This is a genomic window from Thauera sp., from assembly GCF_034003485.1.
Taxonomy (GTDB): domain Bacteria; phylum Pseudomonadota; class Gammaproteobacteria; order Burkholderiales; family Rhodocyclaceae; genus Thauera.
In genome coordinates this window covers 35,171-50,938 of record NZ_JAVEYL010000013.1, presented here as the reverse complement: position 1 = coordinate 50,938, position 15,768 = coordinate 35,171, and the positions used below count along the sequence as shown (strand labels likewise).

The 15,768-nt window shown below is 68.2% G+C and carries 14 protein-coding genes; 7 read left to right on the top strand and 7 right to left on the bottom strand.

Annotated elements, in window-relative coordinates; genetic code table 11:
- The first annotated feature begins 100 nt into the window (after positions 1–100).
- Entirely contained in the window at positions 101–1,300 is a 1,200-nt protein-coding gene (locus RBT54_RS09230) for a CaiB/BaiF CoA-transferase family protein (RefSeq protein WP_320366415.1), read from the top strand.
- 65 nt (positions 1,301–1,365) lie between these two features.
- On the top strand, positions 1,366–1,986 hold the full coding sequence (locus tag RBT54_RS09225; RefSeq protein WP_320366413.1) for a hypothetical protein: 621 nt from the start codon (positions 1,366–1,368) through the stop codon (positions 1,984–1,986).
- Between the two features lie 8 nt (positions 1,987–1,994).
- On the opposite strand, the gene RBT54_RS09220 is transcribed toward RBT54_RS09225, so the two are convergent.
- The 7 genes from RBT54_RS09220 to ftsY form a co-directional block, all read right to left on the bottom strand.
- Positions 1,995–3,779 carry a diguanylate cyclase domain-containing protein gene (locus RBT54_RS09220; RefSeq protein ID WP_320366411.1) on the bottom strand — a complete coding sequence of 595 codons (1,785 nt, stop codon included), beginning with the start codon at positions 3,777–3,779 and terminating at the stop codon, positions 1,995–1,997.
- Positions 3,780–3,823: 44 nt separating this feature from the next.
- Entirely contained in the window at positions 3,824–5,707 is a 1,884-nt protein-coding gene (locus tag RBT54_RS09215) for an ABC transporter ATP-binding protein (protein WP_320366409.1), read from the bottom strand.
- Positions 5,708–5,914: 207 nt separating this feature from the next.
- Entirely contained in the window at positions 5,915–7,480 is a 1,566-nt protein-coding gene (ahpF, locus tag RBT54_RS09210; protein ID WP_320366407.1) for an alkyl hydroperoxide reductase subunit F, read from the bottom strand.
- Between the two features lie 131 nt (positions 7,481–7,611).
- Entirely contained in the window at positions 7,612–8,175 is a 564-nt protein-coding gene (gene ahpC, locus RBT54_RS09205; protein WP_320366406.1) for an alkyl hydroperoxide reductase subunit C, read from the bottom strand.
- A 227-nt stretch (positions 8,176–8,402) separates the two neighbouring features.
- Complete coding sequence (ftsX, locus tag RBT54_RS09200) at positions 8,403–9,299, bottom strand: permease-like cell division protein FtsX (RefSeq protein WP_320366404.1); 897 nt, start codon at positions 9,297–9,299, stop codon at positions 8,403–8,405.
- On the bottom strand, positions 9,296–9,991 hold the full coding sequence (locus RBT54_RS09195; protein ID WP_320366402.1) for a cell division ATP-binding protein FtsE: 696 nt from the start codon (positions 9,989–9,991) through the stop codon (positions 9,296–9,298). The genes ftsX and RBT54_RS09195 overlap by 4 nt, the downstream gene beginning before the upstream one ends.
- Complete coding sequence (gene ftsY / locus RBT54_RS09190; protein WP_320366400.1) at positions 9,988–11,325, bottom strand: signal recognition particle-docking protein FtsY; 1,338 nt, start codon at positions 11,323–11,325, stop codon at positions 9,988–9,990. Before ftsY ends, RBT54_RS09195 begins: the two co-directional genes overlap by 4 nt.
- A gap of 179 nt (positions 11,326–11,504) precedes the next feature.
- On the opposite strand from ftsY, the gene RBT54_RS09185 reads away from it, so the two are divergent.
- The 5 genes from RBT54_RS09185 to RBT54_RS09165 all read left to right on the top strand — a co-directional run bounded on the left by RBT54_RS09185 (position 11,505) and on the right by RBT54_RS09165 (position 15,734).
- A complete protein-coding gene (locus RBT54_RS09185; protein ID WP_320366398.1) occupies positions 11,505–12,881 on the top strand; it encodes a pitrilysin family protein in 1,377 nt (458 codons plus the stop codon).
- Positions 12,882–12,951: 70 nt separating this feature from the next.
- Positions 12,952–14,442, top strand: coding sequence for a M16 family metallopeptidase (locus RBT54_RS09180; RefSeq protein ID WP_413788433.1), 1,491 nt, complete (start codon positions 12,952–12,954; stop codon positions 14,440–14,442).
- On the top strand, positions 14,439–14,978 hold the full coding sequence (gene rsmD / locus RBT54_RS09175) for a 16S rRNA (guanine(966)-N(2))-methyltransferase RsmD (protein ID WP_320366396.1): 540 nt from the start codon (positions 14,439–14,441) through the stop codon (positions 14,976–14,978). Before RBT54_RS09180 ends, rsmD begins: the two co-directional genes overlap by 4 nt.
- On the top strand, positions 14,975–15,463 hold the full coding sequence (coaD, locus tag RBT54_RS09170) for a pantetheine-phosphate adenylyltransferase (RefSeq protein ID WP_320366394.1): 489 nt from the start codon (positions 14,975–14,977) through the stop codon (positions 15,461–15,463). The genes rsmD and coaD overlap by 4 nt, the downstream gene beginning before the upstream one ends.
- A gap of 19 nt (positions 15,464–15,482) precedes the next feature.
- Positions 15,483–15,734 (top strand): YfhL family 4Fe-4S dicluster ferredoxin, encoded by a 252-nt coding sequence (locus RBT54_RS09165; protein WP_320366392.1) that lies wholly within the window; start codon positions 15,483–15,485, stop codon positions 15,732–15,734.
- Positions 15,735–15,768: the final 34 nt, after the last annotated feature.

The following is a 15,768-nucleotide window of genomic DNA, read 5'->3' as shown; positions in this document are numbered from 1 at the left end:
TCACCTGGCTCTTGTCGACGGGACCGATCAGGTATCAGACGCACGGACGCACGCGCCAAGGCTGAGATAATGACGCATCCCCTTCACCACCCGACCCGCCATGACCGCACCCACCAAACCCCTCGCCGGCCTCAAGGTCATCGAACTCGGCACCCTCATCGCCGGCCCCTTCGCCGCGCGCATCCTCGCCGAATTCGGCGCCGAGGTGATCAAGATCGAATCGCCCGACGGCGGCGATCCGCTGCGCAAGTGGCGCAAGCTCTACGAGGGCACCTCGCTGTGGTGGTACCTGCAGGCGCGCAACAAGAAGTCGGTGACGGTGAACCTGAAGCACCCCGACGGCGTCGAGGTGGTGCGCCGGCTGGTGGCGGAGGCCGACATCGTGGTGGAGAACTTCCGCCCCGGCGTGCTCGACAAGCTGGGCCTGGGCTGGGAGGCGCTGTCGAAGATCAACCCCGGGCTGGTGATGGTGCGCCTGTCGGGCTTCGGCCAGAGCGGGCCGATGGCGCAGCAGCCCGGCTTCGGTGCGATCGGCGAGTCGATGGGCGGGCTGCGCTATGTGACCGGCTTTCCCGACCGCCCGCCGGTGAAGACCGGGATCTCGATCGGCGACTCGATCGCCGCGCTGTGGGGCGCGCTCGGCGCGCTGATGGCGCTGCGCCACAAGGAAGTGAATGGTGGTGCCGGCCAGGTGGTGGACGTCGCGCTCTACGAAGCAGTGTTCGCGATGATGGAGTCGCTGGTGCCCGAGTTCGACGTCTTCGGCTTCGTGCGCGAGCGCACCGGCAACATCATGCCCGGCATCACGCCGTCGAACACCCACACCACCCGCGACCGGCGCCACATCACCATCGGCGCCAACGGCGACGCGATCTTCCGCAGGCTGGTGAAGGCAATGGGCCGCGATGACCTCGCCGAGGACCCGACGCTCGCCGACAACGCCGGGCGCGACGCGCGCCGCGACGAGCTCTATGCGCTGATCGACGCCTGGGTGGCGCAGCACGACGAGGCGGCGGTGCTGGCGACGCTCGCCGCCGCAGAGGTGCCCGCTTCGCGCATCTACTCGGTGGCGGATATGTTCGCCGACCCGCAATTCCTTGCGCGCGAGATGCTGCACACGGTGAAACTGCCCGACGGGCGTGACTGCCACATGCCGGGCGTGGTGCCGAAGCTGTCGGCCACGCCGGGCGGTGCCGAGTGGATCGGGCCGGCGCTGGGCGAGCACACCGATGCAGTGCTGCAGGCGCTGGGCTACGCGCCCGCCGAGATCGAGGCCCTGCGCCAGGCCGGCGCCATCTGAGCCACATCAATGCACAACGCCGAGGGAGGCGGACAATCGCGGCTTCCCCACCCCCCGGAGCCGCCATGTCCAGCGAACGTTTCCCCGCCTTCTTCGAACAGGTACCGCGCCTCATGGTGCGCGACCCGCTCGCCGACTTCCTCGGTGCTGCAGAGGGCGGCGTGCTCGACTACGGCTACGCCGACGCGGTGCGCCTGGCCGGGCATTCCTGCCCCACCGTGGCCTCGGCCTACGCGCTCGCCCACCACGCGCTCACGCGCCTTTATCCCGGCGAGCTTCCGGTCCGCGGCAACCTGCGGGTGAGCTTCCAGCATCCGCTCGACGAGGGCGTGACCGGCGTCATCGCGGCCGTGGTGGGGCTACTCACCGGCAGCGCGCAGGACGGCGGCTTCAAGGGTATCGGCGGGCAGTTCGTGCGCCGCAACCTGCAGGCCTTCGGCGCGCAGCAGCCGCTGGCCTTGCGCTTTACCCGCAGCGACAGCGGCGCCACGGTGGATGCCGCGTCTGAACTCTCGCGCGTGCCGCCGCACCCCGAGCTGCCCGAGCTGATGCGCCACTGCATGCGCGGAGAAGCCGACGCGGCCCAGGCCAGGCGCTTTGGCGAGCTGTGGCAGCAGCGCGTGGCGCGCATCCTGCTCGAGCACTGGGACGACCCCGAGGTTTTCCACCTGTCGTCGGTCGCCTGACAGGGGGCTCAGCCGACCCCGGGCGTCGCACCTTCCAGCGCGGCATCGTAAATGCGGTAGTGCCCACGACCACTGTGCTTGACGGCGTAGAGTGCGCGGTCGGCGCGCCGCTGCAGCACTTCCAGGCTGGCATCGCCATCGGGCCCGAATGCGATCCCCACCGACGCGCTGACGCAGGCCTCGCCCTCGGCGAGCATGAAGGGGCGCGCAATCGACGCGCAGATCCGCGCCGCCACCTCTTCGGCGTCGGCTTGCCCGGTGATCTCGGTCAGGATCACCGCGAACTCGTCGCCACCCAGGCGCGCCACGGTGTCGGACTCGCGCACGCAGGCCTGCAGCCGGGCGGCCGTCTCCACCAGCAGGGCATCGCCGGCGAGGTGCCCGAGGCGGTCATTGACCGCCTTGAAGTAGTCCAGGTCGACCGCGAGCAGCGCGAAGCGATGGCCATGGCGCGACGCGCCGGCGAGCGCCGAACCCAGGCGATCGGCAAACAGCGCGCGATTGGGCAGGCCGGTCAGCGCATCGTGGTCGGCGCGGTAGCGGATCTGCTCCTCGGCGGCCTTGCGCAGGGTGATGTCGCTGAAGGTGCACACGTAGGCCTCGGGCGCGTCCGCGGTGCCGATGCGGGTGATCGACATCCACTGCACGTACAGGTCGCCGCTCTTGCGCCGGTTCCAGACTTCGCCCTGCCAGGCGCCGTCGCTGGCGAGGCGGGCGCGCATGTCGTCGTAGAACGCGGCATCGTGCCGGCCCGATGACATCATCGCCGGCGTGCGCCCGATCACGTCCTCGGCCGCATAGCCGGTGATGGCGCAGAAGGCCGGATTCACCTGCAGGATGCGGGTATCGGCGTCGGTGACCATGATCGCCTCGGCGGCGCCTTCGAAGATCGCGCGGTAGCGCGCCTCGCTGGCGGCGAGTTGACGCGCGCTGCGGCGCTGCTTGTCCACCTCGGAGGCGAGCTCGTGATTGAGCGTCGCCAGCTCGCCGGTACGGCGGGCGATCAGCCGCTCCTGTTCGGTGTTGATGCGATGCACCGCGCGCATGTGGCGGCGGCTGAGCGTCATCAGGCCGTGGATCAGGCCGGCGGCGACGACGAAGGCGACCAGATGCAGCAGCGCGGCGCGCAGGCGCTGGGTGTCGCGTGCGACCGCCAGCGCGCGCGCGGGCATCGTCACCGAGATCCCGCCGCGGATGTCACCGAGCTTGTAGCCCTGCTCGGCATGGCACTGCAGGCAGGGCTGGGTCACGTACAGCGGCGCCATGTAGCGGTGCATCGGCTCGCCGCCGTCGTTGGTCAGCGCCAGCACTTCCTTTTCGCCACGGTCGAAGCGCGCCAGCGCTTCGGCTTCCCAGGGGTCGGGGCGGTTCTCCGGGCGAATCGGGTTCAGGCTGGTGATGTGCAGGCGGACGCCGTCGCCGACCGCCGCGAGTTCGGCGATCTGGCGCGTCATGTAGGCCGGGTTGATCATCGTCAGCCGACGTCCGTCGACGGTCTCGAGATCACGCTCGGGATGGCGCAGATAGGGATTGGGCTGGACCGCATCGGTGACCGTGACGTACACCCCGCCGTGGCGGGCATTCCACTCGCGCGAGGTCTCGATCAGCGCAAAGAGCGCCGCGCCGCGCTCGCGCGCGATCGCCTGCAGGCTGTTGTCGATCCAGCGCCACTCGAGCGCGAGCAGAACGCCGAACAGGAGCGCACAGAACAGGTAGACGAACGCGACGGTGCGCCCGAAGGCAGCACCGTCAGTCCAGCCAAAGCCCTTCGAGCCAGTCGATCCGCTATCCATTTTTTCATCTTACCCCCAGCGCGGCGCCGGCCATCTGACGGCGCTCAAGTCGGCACCGCCGCCATCGCCGCCTCCATGCTCTCGCCGGCCTCCTCGCCCAGGAAGCCGCCGCTCTGGTGCGCCCACAGCCGCGCATACAGGCCGCCGCGGGCAAGCAGGCTGTGGTGGTCGCCTTCCTCGACGATGCGCCCCTTGTCCATCACCACCAGACGGTCCATGGCGGCGATTGTCGACAGGCGGTGGGCGATCGCGACCACGGTCTTGCCTTCCATCAGCCGATACAGGCTGACCTGGATCGCGGCCTCGACCTCGGAGTCGAGCGCGCTGGTGGCTTCGTCCAGCAGCAGGATGGGCGCGTCCTTCAGCATCACGCGCGCGATCGCGATGCGCTGGCGCTGGCCGCCGGAGAGCTTCACACCGCGCTCGCCGACGTGGGCGTCGTAGCCGCGGCGGCCCTTGGGGTCGCTGAGGCCGAGGATGAACTCATGCGCCTCCGCCCGTTTGGCGGCGGCGATCATGTCGGCGTCGGTGGCGTCGGGGCGGCCGTAGAGGATGTTGTCGCGCACCGAGCGGTGCAGCAGCGAGGTGTCCTGCGTGACCATGCCGATCTGCGCGCGCAGGCTGTTCTGGGTGACGCCGACGATGTCCTGGCCGTCGATCAGGATGCGGCCCTGTTCGAGGTCGTAGAAGCGCAGCAGCAAATTCACCAGCGTGGACTTGCCCGCACCCGAGCGCCCGACCACGCCGATCTTCTCCCCCGGGCGGATGGTCAGCGTGAAGTCGTCGATCACCCGCCTGGCTTCCGGGCCACGTGCCCCGTAGGCGAACACGAGGTGTTCGAAACGCACCTCGCCGCGATTGACCACCAGCGCTGTCGCATCCGCACGGTCGGTCACCGCATGCGGGCGCGACAGCGTGTTGATGCCGTCCTGCACCGTGCCCACGTTCTCGAACAGCTGCGCAGCCTCCCACATCACCCAGTGCGACATGCCGTTGAGCCGCAAGGCCATCGCGGTCGCGGCCGCCACCGCACCGACGCCCACCTCACCCTGCGTCCACAGCCACAGCGCCACGCCGCTGGTGGACAGGATCATCAGCATCGCCAGGCTGTGATTGACGATCTCGATACTGCTCACCAGGCGCATCTGCGCATGCACGGTATCCATGAATTCCTTCATCGCGCCGCGCGCATAGCCCGCCTCGCGCCCGGCATGCGAGAAGAGCTTGACGGTGGCGATGTTGGTGTAGGCATCGGTGATGCGTCCGGTCATCAGCGAGCGTGCATCGGCCTGCGCGCGCGCAACCTTGGACAGGCGCGGCACGAACCAGCGCAGCGAGGCCGAATACAGCGCCAGCCAGCCGAGGAAGGGCACCAGCATCCACAGGTTGAAGCCGGCCACCACCACGCTCAGGGTGATGAAGTAGATCACGACGAAGACCAGGATGTCGGTCATGATCAGACAGGTGTCGCGCACCGCCAGCGCGGTCTGCATGACCTTGGCCGACACCCGGCCGGCGAATTCGTCCTGATAGAAGCTCATGCTCTGGCCGAGCATCAGGCGGTGGAAGTTCCAGCGCAGCCGCATCGGGAAGTTGCCCGCCAGCGCCTGGTGCTTGAGCATGGTCTGCACCGTCACCAGCGCGATGCTGCCAATGATGATCGCCGCCAGCAGCATCAGCTTGCCGCCCTCGTCCACCCACAGCCGCGCCGGCTCGACCGCAGCCAGCCAGTCCACCACCTGGCCGAGCATCGCGAACAGCAGGGCCTCGAAGGCGCCGATGGTCGCAGTGAGCAGGGTCATGCCGAGGATGAATGGGCGCAGGCCTTCGGTGCCCGCCCACAGGAAGGCGAAAAAGCCGCTCGGCGCGGGGCCGGGGGCGGCTTCGGGGTAAGGATCGACGCGGCGCTCGAACCAGCTGAAAGGCACGATAAATATCCAGAATGCTTACGGGAGCCCCGTAGGCGCGAGTAAGGAGGCGTCACCGTGGGAGCAACTGTCTGTGGAGCGGGCTTGCCCGCGAATATTGCATGCGGAAGCGCTGCATTCGCGGGCAAGCCCGCTCCCACGGCAATCACGCTCACAAAACAGTGCGCCCCGCTCGAGGCGGGGCGTGTTTTCGCGGGCAGCTCGGGGTCAGGCCGGCGCGCTGGTGCGGATCAGGTGATCGAAGGCCGACAGCGCCGCCTTCGAACCGTCGCCCATGGCGATGATGATCTGCTTGTACGGCACCGTCGTGCAGTCGCCAGCGGCGAACACCCCCGGCACCGAGGTCTGGCCCTTGGCATCGATGATGACCTCGCCGAAGCGGCTGAGCTCGATCGTACCCTTGAGGAAGTCGGTGTTGGGCAAGAGACCGATCTGCACGAAGATGCCCTCGAGCTCGAGGCGATGCGTCTCGTCGGTCTTGCGGTCCTTGTAGACCAGGCCGTTGACCTTGTCGGTGCCGGTCACTTCGGTGGTCTGTGCGCTCTTGATCACGCTGACGTTGGGCAGGCTGTAGAGCTTGCGTTGCAGCACGGCGTCGGCACGCAGGTCGTCGGCAAACTCCAGCAGCGTGACATGACCCACGATGCCGGCGAGGTCGATCGCGGCCTCGACACCCGAGTTGCCGCCGCCGATCACCGCGACGCGCTTGCCCTTGAACAGCGGGCCGTCGCAGTGCGGGCAGTAGGCCACGCCCTTGCCGCGGAACTGCTGCTCGCCCGGCACGTTCATCTCGCGCCAGCGCGCGCCGGTGGCGACGATCACGGTCTTGGCCTTGAGCGCGGCGCCGTTCTCCAGCTGCACCTCGGCCAACACGCTGCCGTCCTCGCTGCCCGGCACGACCTTGGCCGCGCGCTGCAGGTTCATGATGTCGACCTCGTACTGCTTGACGTGCTCCTCGAGCGCCATTACCAGCTTCGGGCCATCGGTTTCCTTCACCGAGATGAAGTTCTCGATCGCCATCGTGTCCATCACCTGGCCGCCGAAACGCTCGGCGACGATGCCGGTGCGGATGCCCTTGCGTGCAGCGTAGATCGCCGCCGCCGCGCCGGCCGGGCCGCCGCCGACGATGAGCACGTCGAACGGATCCTTGGCCGACAGCTTCTTGGCGTCACGCGCTGCAGTGCCGGTGTCGACCTTGGCGAGGATCTGGCCCAGCTCCAGGCGGCCCTGATCGAACTCCTCGCCGTTCAGGTACACCGTGGGCACGGCCATGATCTGGCGCGCTTCCACTTCCTTCTGGAACAGCGCGCCATCGATCATGGTGTGGCGGATTTTCGGGTTCAGCACCGCCATCAGGTTCAACGCCTGCACCACGTCCGGGCAGTTGTGGCAGGACAGCGAGATATAGGTCTCGAAGTTCAACTCTATGTCGAGGTTCCTGATCTGCTCGATCACGTCGGCCTCGACCTTGGGCGGATAGCCGCCGGCCTGGAGCAGGGCGAGGATCAGGGAGGTGAATTCGTGGCCCATCGGCAGGCCGGCGAAGCGCACGCGCCCCTCGCCGCCCTTGGGGCCGACCGAGAACGAGGGCTTGCGCGCATCCGCGCCGTCCTCGACCAGGGTGATCAGTTGCGACTGCTCGGCGACGTCACGCAGCAGTTCGCGCATTTCTTGCGACTTGGAACCCTCGTCCAGCGACGCCACGATCTCGATCGGCTGCGTCACCCGCTCCAGGTAGGCTTTCAGTTGAGTCTTGATGTTGGCGTCCAGCATGGCGAATCTTCCTTGAATGATTACGACCGCCGCGGTTTTCAGCGGTCCTGATACGACACAGCCGGCACGTGGCCGGCTGCGGGGCTCGCAGCCCGGGCCGGGTAGGCCCGGGGGATTGCAGCGCGACCTGCTTAGATCTTGCCGACCAGGTCGATCGACGGGGCCAGGGTCTTCTCGCCTTCCTTCCACTTCGCCGGGCAGACTTCGTTCGGGTGCGAGGCGACGTACTGCGCGGCCTTGAGCTTGCGAACGGTCTCGGTCACGTCACGGGCGATGGCGTTGTCGTGCACTTCCATCGTCTTGATGACGCCTTCCGGGTTGATGATGAAGGTGCCGCGCAGGGCCAGGCCTTCTTCAGCGATATGCACGTCGAAGGCGTTGGTCAGCTTGTGGGTCGGGTCACCGACCAGCGCAAACTGGGCCTTGCCGACGGCCGGCGAGGTTTCGTGCCAGACCTTGTGCGAGAAGTGGGTGTCGGTGGTGACGATGTACACCTCGGCGCCGGCCTTCTGGAACTCGGCGTAGTGCTCGGCGGCGTCTTCGATTTCGGTCGGGCAGTTGAAGGTGAAGGCGGCCGGCATGAAGATCAGCACGGACCACTTGCCCTGCAGGTCGGCCTCGGACACTTCGATGAACTTGCCGTTCTTGTAGGCTTGGGCTTTGAACGGTTGAACTTGGGTGTTGATCAGCGACATCTGTAATCCTCCAGGAGGGTTGGTGGAACGGTGTGTTGAAACTCGATGAAAAGAAGTTTAGACCGCTTCCATGAATTGCTCTAATTGATAATCGAGATGCACTCGATTGGCTATCGCTATCGAAGAGCCCGTCATGGCCTGCGCCTGCCAATGAGACTGCGGCGCCATGACAGCAACGCCACAACGCGACCAGCGACCGCATTTAGATGGGGGCAGATGACAGGAAATCAAGCGCCGGCGAGATGCCTGCGCACCGAGATGACCGCGCCCAGCCAGCCGAGCAGCGCGGCGAAGGCCACGATCGCGAGCGCTGCTCGCCAGTCCGGCCCGCTGAGCTGGAACACCGCGCCATAGGTTTGCGCCAGCCGGGCCACCGGCGGCCCGAGCGCCTGCACCCCGAGCCCTATCGTACCCAGCGCCACCAGGCCGCCGAGCGCGCCCTGCAGGCCACCGAACCAGTAGAAGGGGCGGCGGATGAAGGGGTCGGTCGCGCCGAGCAGCCGGCTCACCGCGATCTCCTGGCGCTGGGTGAGGATCTGCAGGCGAATGGTGTTGAAGGTGACGATGACGAGCGCGAACCCGAGCAGGCCGGCCAGGATCAGCACGGCCGACCGCCCGAGCCCGAGCAGCGCATGCAGGCGCTCGACCCACGCCGAGTCGAGCTGCACGTGCGCGACCTTCGGCCACGCCTGCATGCGCGTCGCAAGCTCGGCAAACACCGCCGGATCCTCGCCGCGCGGTGCGATCACGAAGGCATCGGGCAGCGGATTCGACTTCAGCCCGCCGAGCACGTCGCCGAGCCCGGCGGCCTCGAGCTGGCGCAGGCCCTCGTCGCGCGGCACGAAGCGGTAGCTCGCCAGCCCGGGCTCCGCCTTCAGGCGCTGCTCGATCGCGGCGACGTCCGGCGCACCGGCGTCCACGCCCAGGAAGACGCTGATCTCGGGCGTGCCCGACACGCCGCGCACGAGCGAAGAAACGTTGTCCAGCAACAGGTAGCCACCGCCGGGCAGCGACAGCGCAATCCCCACCACCAGCGCCGATAGCAGCGTCCCCAGCGGCTGCCCCGCCAACCGCCCCAGCGCATGGCCGATCGCGCGCAGGTGCAGGTAGAACCAGTTCATCATGCGGCCTCCTCCACCGCCGGACGCCCGGTCGGGCGCGAGTCCTCGACCAGTTGCCCCTTGGCCAGCACCAGCCGGCGCGGCCGACTGGCGGCGAACAGGTTGGCATCGTGGGTCGACACCAGCACGGTCACCCCTGCATCGTTGAAGGAGCGGAACAGCGCCGCGATGTCGGCCGCGTAGGCCGGATCGAGGTGGGCGGTGGGTTCGTCGGCGATCAGGATGGAGGGCCGGTTGACGATGGCGCGCGCGATCGCCACGCGCTGCTGCTCGCCGCCCGACAGGCCCGCCGGCATCTCCTTGCCGCGGCCGTCCAGCCCCACACGCTCGAGCGCCGCCACCACGCGCTTGACCGCGTCACGCGGCGGATGGCCGGTGATCACCAGCGGCAGCATCACGTTGTCGTACACATTGCGATCGAACAGCAGCCGGCTCTCCTGCAGCACCAGCCCGAGATTGCGCCTCAGGTATGGAATTGCCGTCCTGGGCAGATGCGAGACGTCCTGGCCGTTTATCAGCACACGGCCGGCGGTCGGCCGCTCGATCACCGGAATCAGCTTGAACAGCGTGCTCTTGCCCGCGCCCGAATGGCCCGAGAGCACGACCAGCTCGCCATGGCGGATCTCGAAACTGACGCCCGCCAGCGCCGTGTAGCCGCCCGCATAGCGCTTGGCCACGTCCTCGAAGACGATCATGCGCGCTTGCCCGCTCCGGTCTTGACCGCTGCAGCGCCCGGCTCGAACAGCGCATCGACGAACTCGCGCGCCTTGAACGGCTGCAGGTCGTCGATGCCCTCACCGACACCGATGAAGCGCAAGGGCTTCGGGCATTGGCGGGCGATTGCCGCCAGCACCCCGCCCTTGGCGGTGCCGTCGAGCTTGGTCACCACCAGGCCGGTGACGCCGATCGCCTTGTCGAAGGCCTTGACCTGGGTGAGCGCGTTCTGGCCGATGTTGGCGTCGAGCACCAGCAGCACCTCGTGCGGACCGGTCGGGTCGGCCTTGGCGACCACGCGGCGCACCTTGGCGATCTCTTCCATGAGGTGGAGCTGGGTCGGCAGCCGGCCGGCGGTGTCGGCGAGCACGACATCGATCTTGCGTGCGCGCGCGGCGTTGATCGCGTCGAAGATCACCGCCGCCGAATCGCCACCATCCTGCGCCACCACGGTGACGTTGTTGCGCTCGCCCCAGGTCATCAACTGCTCGCGCGCCGCCGCGCGGAAGGTGTCGCCCGCGGCCAGCAGCACGCTCTTGCCCTGGGCCTGGAAATACTTGGCGAGCTTGCCGATCGAGGTCGTCTTTCCGGAGCCATTGACGCCGGCGATCATGATGATGAAAGGCTGGTGACCCTCGATGCTCAGCGGCTCCTCGAGCGGGGCGATGATCTCGTGCAGTCCGTCTGCGAGCGCCTGCTGGAGCTGGTCGGCGGTCTCCAGATGGTCGCGCTTCCAGCGTCGGCGCAGGTCGTCGATGAGGTGCTGGGTGGCATCGACGCCGCAGTCGGCCATCAACAAGGTGGACTCGAGTTCCTCGAGCAGGTCCTCGTCGATCTTGCGCAAACCGAACAGGCTGGCGAGGCCGCCGCCGAGCTGCTGGCGGGTGCGGGCAAGGCCGGCCTTCAGGCGATCGGTCCAGGACTTCTTCGGCGCAGCTGCAGGTGCCACGAGCCCGGGCACCAACTCGGGCGCCGGCGCGGAGCGGCTTTCAGGCGCGGCCAATGCCTCGACCACGGACTCAGGCTGCGGCGCGGGGGCGACTTCGCGTTCGGGCTCGACGGTCGGCGCGCTCGCCGCGTCCGCAACCGGTGCCAAAGGTGCTGCGGCGGCCGCCTCGTCCAGCGCCTCGGCCTCGGCGGCGAGTGTACGGTCTGCCGCAGCCGCAGGCGCCGGCTCGGACTCGACCGGCGGCGATGCGGGCGCCGCGACGCCAGCGTCGCCGCCGGCATCGCCCTGTTCGGGGGCGTGCGGGTCCTCGGCAGCCTTGGCCGCCTCATCGGACTTGCCGAACTTCTTCTTCAGGAAACCAAACATGAAACGCTCGGGTCAGAGGGGACGATTTGAGTCAGGACGTTTTGCGCCGGCGCCAGCCGCCCGGCCAACCATGGGCGTGTATCGCCGATCACGCTAAGATGCGGCTCCCCGGCCGGGCTGCGCAGCGCGCAGCGGGTCTCGCGGAGTGCCGCGGATTCTAACAGATGCAGGACAACTCCATGTTTCGTCACCCCCTTGCCCGCAGCCTGATCCTGGGCGCCGCACTGGCCGCCCCCCTGGCGCAACCCGCGCTTGCCAACCCTTTCGAGACCACCCTTGCCAACGGCATGAAGCTTATCGTCAAGGAAGATCGGCGCGCACCGTCCGTGGTGCATATGGTGTGGTACCGCGCCGGCGGCATGGACGAGCCGGACGGCGTATCGGGCGTGGCTCACGTACTCGAGCACATGATGTTCAAGGGCACCGAGGACGTCGGCCCGGGCGAGTTCAACAAGCGCGTGGCCGCAGTCGGAGGGCGTGACAACGCCTTCACCGGCAAGGACTACACCGCGTATTTTCAGCAGGTGCCGCCCGCCCACCTGCCGACGATGATGGCGCTCGAAGCCGACCGCATGCAGAACCTCGTGCTCACCGATGACGAGTTTCGCCGCGAGCTCGAGGTGGTGAAGGAAGAGCGCCGGCTGCGCACCGACGACCAGCCGCGTGCGCTGGTCTTCGAGCAACTGATGGCCACCGCCTATCAGGCCCACCCCTACCGCCGTCCGGTGATCGGCTGGATGCCCGACCTCGAGGCGATGCAGCCGGAGGACGCGCGCGAGTGGTACCAGCGCTGGTACGCGCCCAACAACGCCTATCTGGTCGTGGTGGGCGACGTCGACCACCGCGAAGTGTTCCGCGAGGCCGAGAAGCACTACGGCAGCCTCGCCGCAGACGAGCTGCCGGCACGCCGGATCTCACCCGAGCCCGCGCAGCGCGGACCGCGCGCCTCGGTGGTGAAGGCGCCCGCCGAACTGCCCTACCTGGCGATGGCCTGGCAGGTGCCCGCCCTGCGCGACCCGGCGAACGACCGCGAAGCCTACGCGCTCCAGGTGCTGGCGGCGGTGCTCGACGGCTACGACGGAGCCCGCCTCACCCGCCGTCTGGTGCGCGACCAGCAGCTCGCAGTCAGCGTCGGCGCCAGCTACGACACCGGCAACCGCGGCCCGGCGCTGTTCTACCTGCACGGCGTGCCCGCCGCCGGCACCACGCCCGAGGCGCTGCAAGCCGCACTGCGCGCCGAGATCCAGCGCATCCGCGACGAAGGCATCAGCGCCGAGGAGTTGGCGCGCGTGAAGACGCAGGCCGTGGCAGCCCAGGTGTACAAGCGGGACTCGCTGATGGGCCAGGCGATGGAGATCGGCTACCTCGAATCGGCCGGGATGTCGTGGCGTGACGAGGCGAAGCTGCTCGATGGCCTGCGTGCAGTCACCGCCGAGGAGGTGCGGGCCGTCGCCCGGCGCTACTTCGACGACGACACCCTGAACACCGCGCGCCTCGAACCGCAGGCGCTGGGCGCAAAGCGCCCGCGCTCGCCCTTCGCGGCCCCGCGCCACTGAGCTTCGGCGCACGAAACTTCAGCCCACGTTGCTCTCGCTCCGCTTCCAAGCCTCCCGCTACCGAGGCGCAATGCACGGAATCCGCATCGCCATGACCGCCACGCCCAACTTCACCATGCCCACGCTCGCCCCACCCATCGACACGTTGCCGGCTACCACCGCGCGTGCACATGGGCGCACACCTTCCGCAGCCCGCATCATCCGGTTCGCTCGTCTGGCCGCATTCAGCCTCGGCCTCGCCGCGCTCGCCACCCCGGCGCAGGCCGCGCCCGAGATCCAGCACTGGGTCGCGCCGACCGGTGCCCGCGTGCATTTCGTCGAAAGCCGCGCGCTGCCCCTGGTCGACATCCAGATCGATTTCGCCGCCGGCACCGCGCTCGACCCCGCCGCCAAGGCCGGCCTCGCCAGCATGACCCAGGCCCTGCTCGACGCCGGCGCCGGTGCGCTCGACGAGCAGACCATCGCCGACCGCAAGGCCGACCTCGGCATCGAGGTTCAGGGCGGCGCCGACAACGACCGCGCCAGCCTTTCCCTGCGCAGCCTGTCCTCGGCCGCCGAACTCGACGCCGCGGTCGAACTGGTCGCCACCCTGCTCGCCCGCCCGAGCTTTCCCGCCGACATCCTCGAGCGCGAGCGCAGCCGTGCGATCGCCGGGCTGCGCGAGGCGCTGACCAAGCCCGCGACCCTGGCCGCGCGTCAGTTCAACGCCACGCTGTACGCCGGCCATCCCTATGGCAATAACAGCACGCCCGAATCGCTCGCCGCCATCGGCCGCGACGATCTGGTGGACTTCCACCGCCGCCACTACGGCGCCAACCGCGCCGCGGTAGCCATCGTCGGCGACCTCGACCGCGCCGCCGCCGAACGCATCGCCATCCGCCTCACCGAAGCGCTGCCCGCCACCGAACCGGCCGCGCCCCCACCTGCCCCCACCGCGACCACGGCGCAGGTGCTCCGCATTCCGCACCCGTCCGCACAGGCCCACATCCTCGTCGGCCAGTTGGGCATGGCGCGCCAGGATCCGGATTACTTTCCGCTGCTGGTCGGCAACCACGTGCTCGGCGGGGGCGGCTTCGTGTCGCGGCTGACCAAGGAGGTGCGTGAAAAGCGTGGCTTTGCCTACAGCGTGTACAGCTTCCTGGCGCCGCAGCAGGTGACCGGGCCGTTCCAGATCGGCCTGCAGACGCGGGGCGGACAGGCCGAGGAAGCGCTCGCCGTGGTGCGCGCCACGCTCGCCGCCTTCCTCGCCGAAGGGCCGAGCGCGGAAGAGCTGCAGGCCGCGCGCGACAACATCATCAACGGTTTCGGCCTGCGCCTGGACTCCAACGCCAAGCTGCTCGACCACGTCGCGATGATCGGTTTCTACCGCCTGCCGCTCGACTGGCTCGACAGCTATCCGCGCCAGGTCGAGGCAGTCACCGTCGAGGCGGTGCGCGATGCCTGGCAGCGCCGCATCCGCCCCGAACAGCTCGTCACCGTGATCGCGGGCGGGGATGGCGATCGCAGCGCGGCGCCCGCGGCCGATGCCACGTCGGCCCCAGCCGGAAACGCCGCGCAATGAGCCGTGTGCGCATCGTCGGTGGCGCGTGGCGCTCGCGGCTGCTCGAGGTCGCCAGCGTTACCGGCCTGCGACCGACGCCGGATCGGGTGCGCGAAACCCTGTTCAACTGGCTGGGCCAGGATCTGGACGGCCAGCACTGTCTCGACCTCTTCGCCGGCACCGGAATCCTGGGCTTCGAGGCCGCCTCGCGCGGTGCTGCTGAGGTCGTCATTGTGGAGCGCGACCCACGCGCGCTCGATGCACTGCACAAGGCCGCAAAGACCCTACAGGCTTCGCAAGTAGAGATCGTGCGCGGCGATGCGGTAAGATTCGCGCAAACGACGCCGCGCAGTTTCGACGGCGTGTTCCTCGACCCACCTTACAACCAGGGCTGGATCGAGCGGGTGCTGCCCTGGCTCGACCGGCTCCTGAAGCCGGAAGGCTGGCTTTATGTCGAGTCGGAGGCCGCGGTGGAACAGCTCGGCGCATGGCATGTCGTCAAGCAGGGGCGCGCCGGGCAGGTTCATTTCCAGCTGATGCGCAGGAGTCAGGCATGAAGGAAACGATCGCGGTCTATCCGGGCACATTCGACCCGTTTACCCGCGGACACGAAGACCTGGTGCGACGGGCGTCGATCCTGTTCGACCGCGTTATCGTTGCCGTTGCGCGCAGCAACAGCAAGAACCCGATCTTCTCGCTGGAGGACCGGGTCGATATCGCACGCGATGCGCTGTCCGGGTTTCCGAATGCGGAGGTGGTCGGCTTCGACTGTCTGCTGATGGATTTTCTGATGCAGCACGATGCGCGTGTGATCCTGCGCGGACTGCGTGCGGTATCGGACTTCGAATACGAATTCCAGATGGCGGGGATGAACCGCAAGCTCTATCCGGACGTCGAAACCGTGTTCATGACGCCCGGGGAAGAGTTCATGTTCATTTCCGCCACGATGGTGCGGGAGATCGCCCGCCTCGGCGGCGACGTGAGCAAGTTCGTGCAGCCCAGGGTGCTGGCACGGCTGCAGGAAAGACTCAAATCAAAGTAAACGCAAGGAAGCAAAGACCATGGCTCTGATCATTACCGACGAATGCATCAACTGCGACGTCTGCGAACCGGAGTGCCCCAACGGCGCCATTTACCAGGGCGACGAGATCTATGAGATCGACCCCGACAAGTGCACGGAGTGCGTCGGCCATTTCGACGAGCCGCAATGCCAGCAGGTGTGTCCGGTCGACTGTATCCCGCTCGACCCCAGCCACCCGGAGACCAAGGACCAGTTGATGGCCAAGTTCCTGAAGCTGACCGGCAAGGCCTGAGCGCGACCGCAGGCCGCACACCAACGCAGAAAGG

Bases quoted from the DNA above. Each gene is read 5' to 3' on its own strand.
- ahpC (WP_320366406.1), bottom strand. From the start codon at position 8,175: ATGTCGCTGATCAACACCCAAGTTCAACCGTTCAAAGCCCAAGCCTAC.
- RBT54_RS09220 (WP_320366411.1), bottom strand. From the start codon at position 3,779: ATGGATAGCGGATCGACTGGCTCGAAGGGCTTTGGCTGGACTGACGGT.
- RBT54_RS09180 (WP_413788433.1), top strand. From the start codon at position 12,952: ATGCACGGAATCCGCATCGCCATGACCGCCACGCCCAACTTCACCATG.
- ftsY (WP_320366400.1), bottom strand. From the start codon at position 11,325: ATGTTTGGTTTCCTGAAGAAGAAGTTCGGCAAGTCCGATGAGGCGGCC.
- RBT54_RS09225 (WP_320366413.1), top strand. From the start codon at position 1,366: ATGTCCAGCGAACGTTTCCCCGCCTTCTTCGAACAGGTACCGCGCCTC.
- coaD (WP_320366394.1), top strand. From the start codon at position 14,975: ATGAAGGAAACGATCGCGGTCTATCCGGGCACATTCGACCCGTTTACC.
- RBT54_RS09185 (WP_320366398.1), top strand. From the start codon at position 11,505: ATGTTTCGTCACCCCCTTGCCCGCAGCCTGATCCTGGGCGCCGCACTG.
- RBT54_RS09195 (WP_320366402.1), bottom strand. From the start codon at position 9,991: ATGATCGTCTTCGAGGACGTGGCCAAGCGCTATGCGGGCGGCTACACG.
- RBT54_RS09165 (WP_320366392.1), top strand. From the start codon at position 15,483: ATGGCTCTGATCATTACCGACGAATGCATCAACTGCGACGTCTGCGAA.
- ahpF (WP_320366407.1), bottom strand. From the start codon at position 7,480: ATGCTGGACGCCAACATCAAGACTCAACTGAAAGCCTACCTGGAGCGG.
- ftsX (WP_320366404.1), bottom strand. From the start codon at position 9,299: ATGATGAACTGGTTCTACCTGCACCTGCGCGCGATCGGCCATGCGCTG.
- RBT54_RS09230 (WP_320366415.1), top strand. From the start codon at position 101: ATGACCGCACCCACCAAACCCCTCGCCGGCCTCAAGGTCATCGAACTC.
- rsmD (WP_320366396.1), top strand. From the start codon at position 14,439: ATGAGCCGTGTGCGCATCGTCGGTGGCGCGTGGCGCTCGCGGCTGCTC.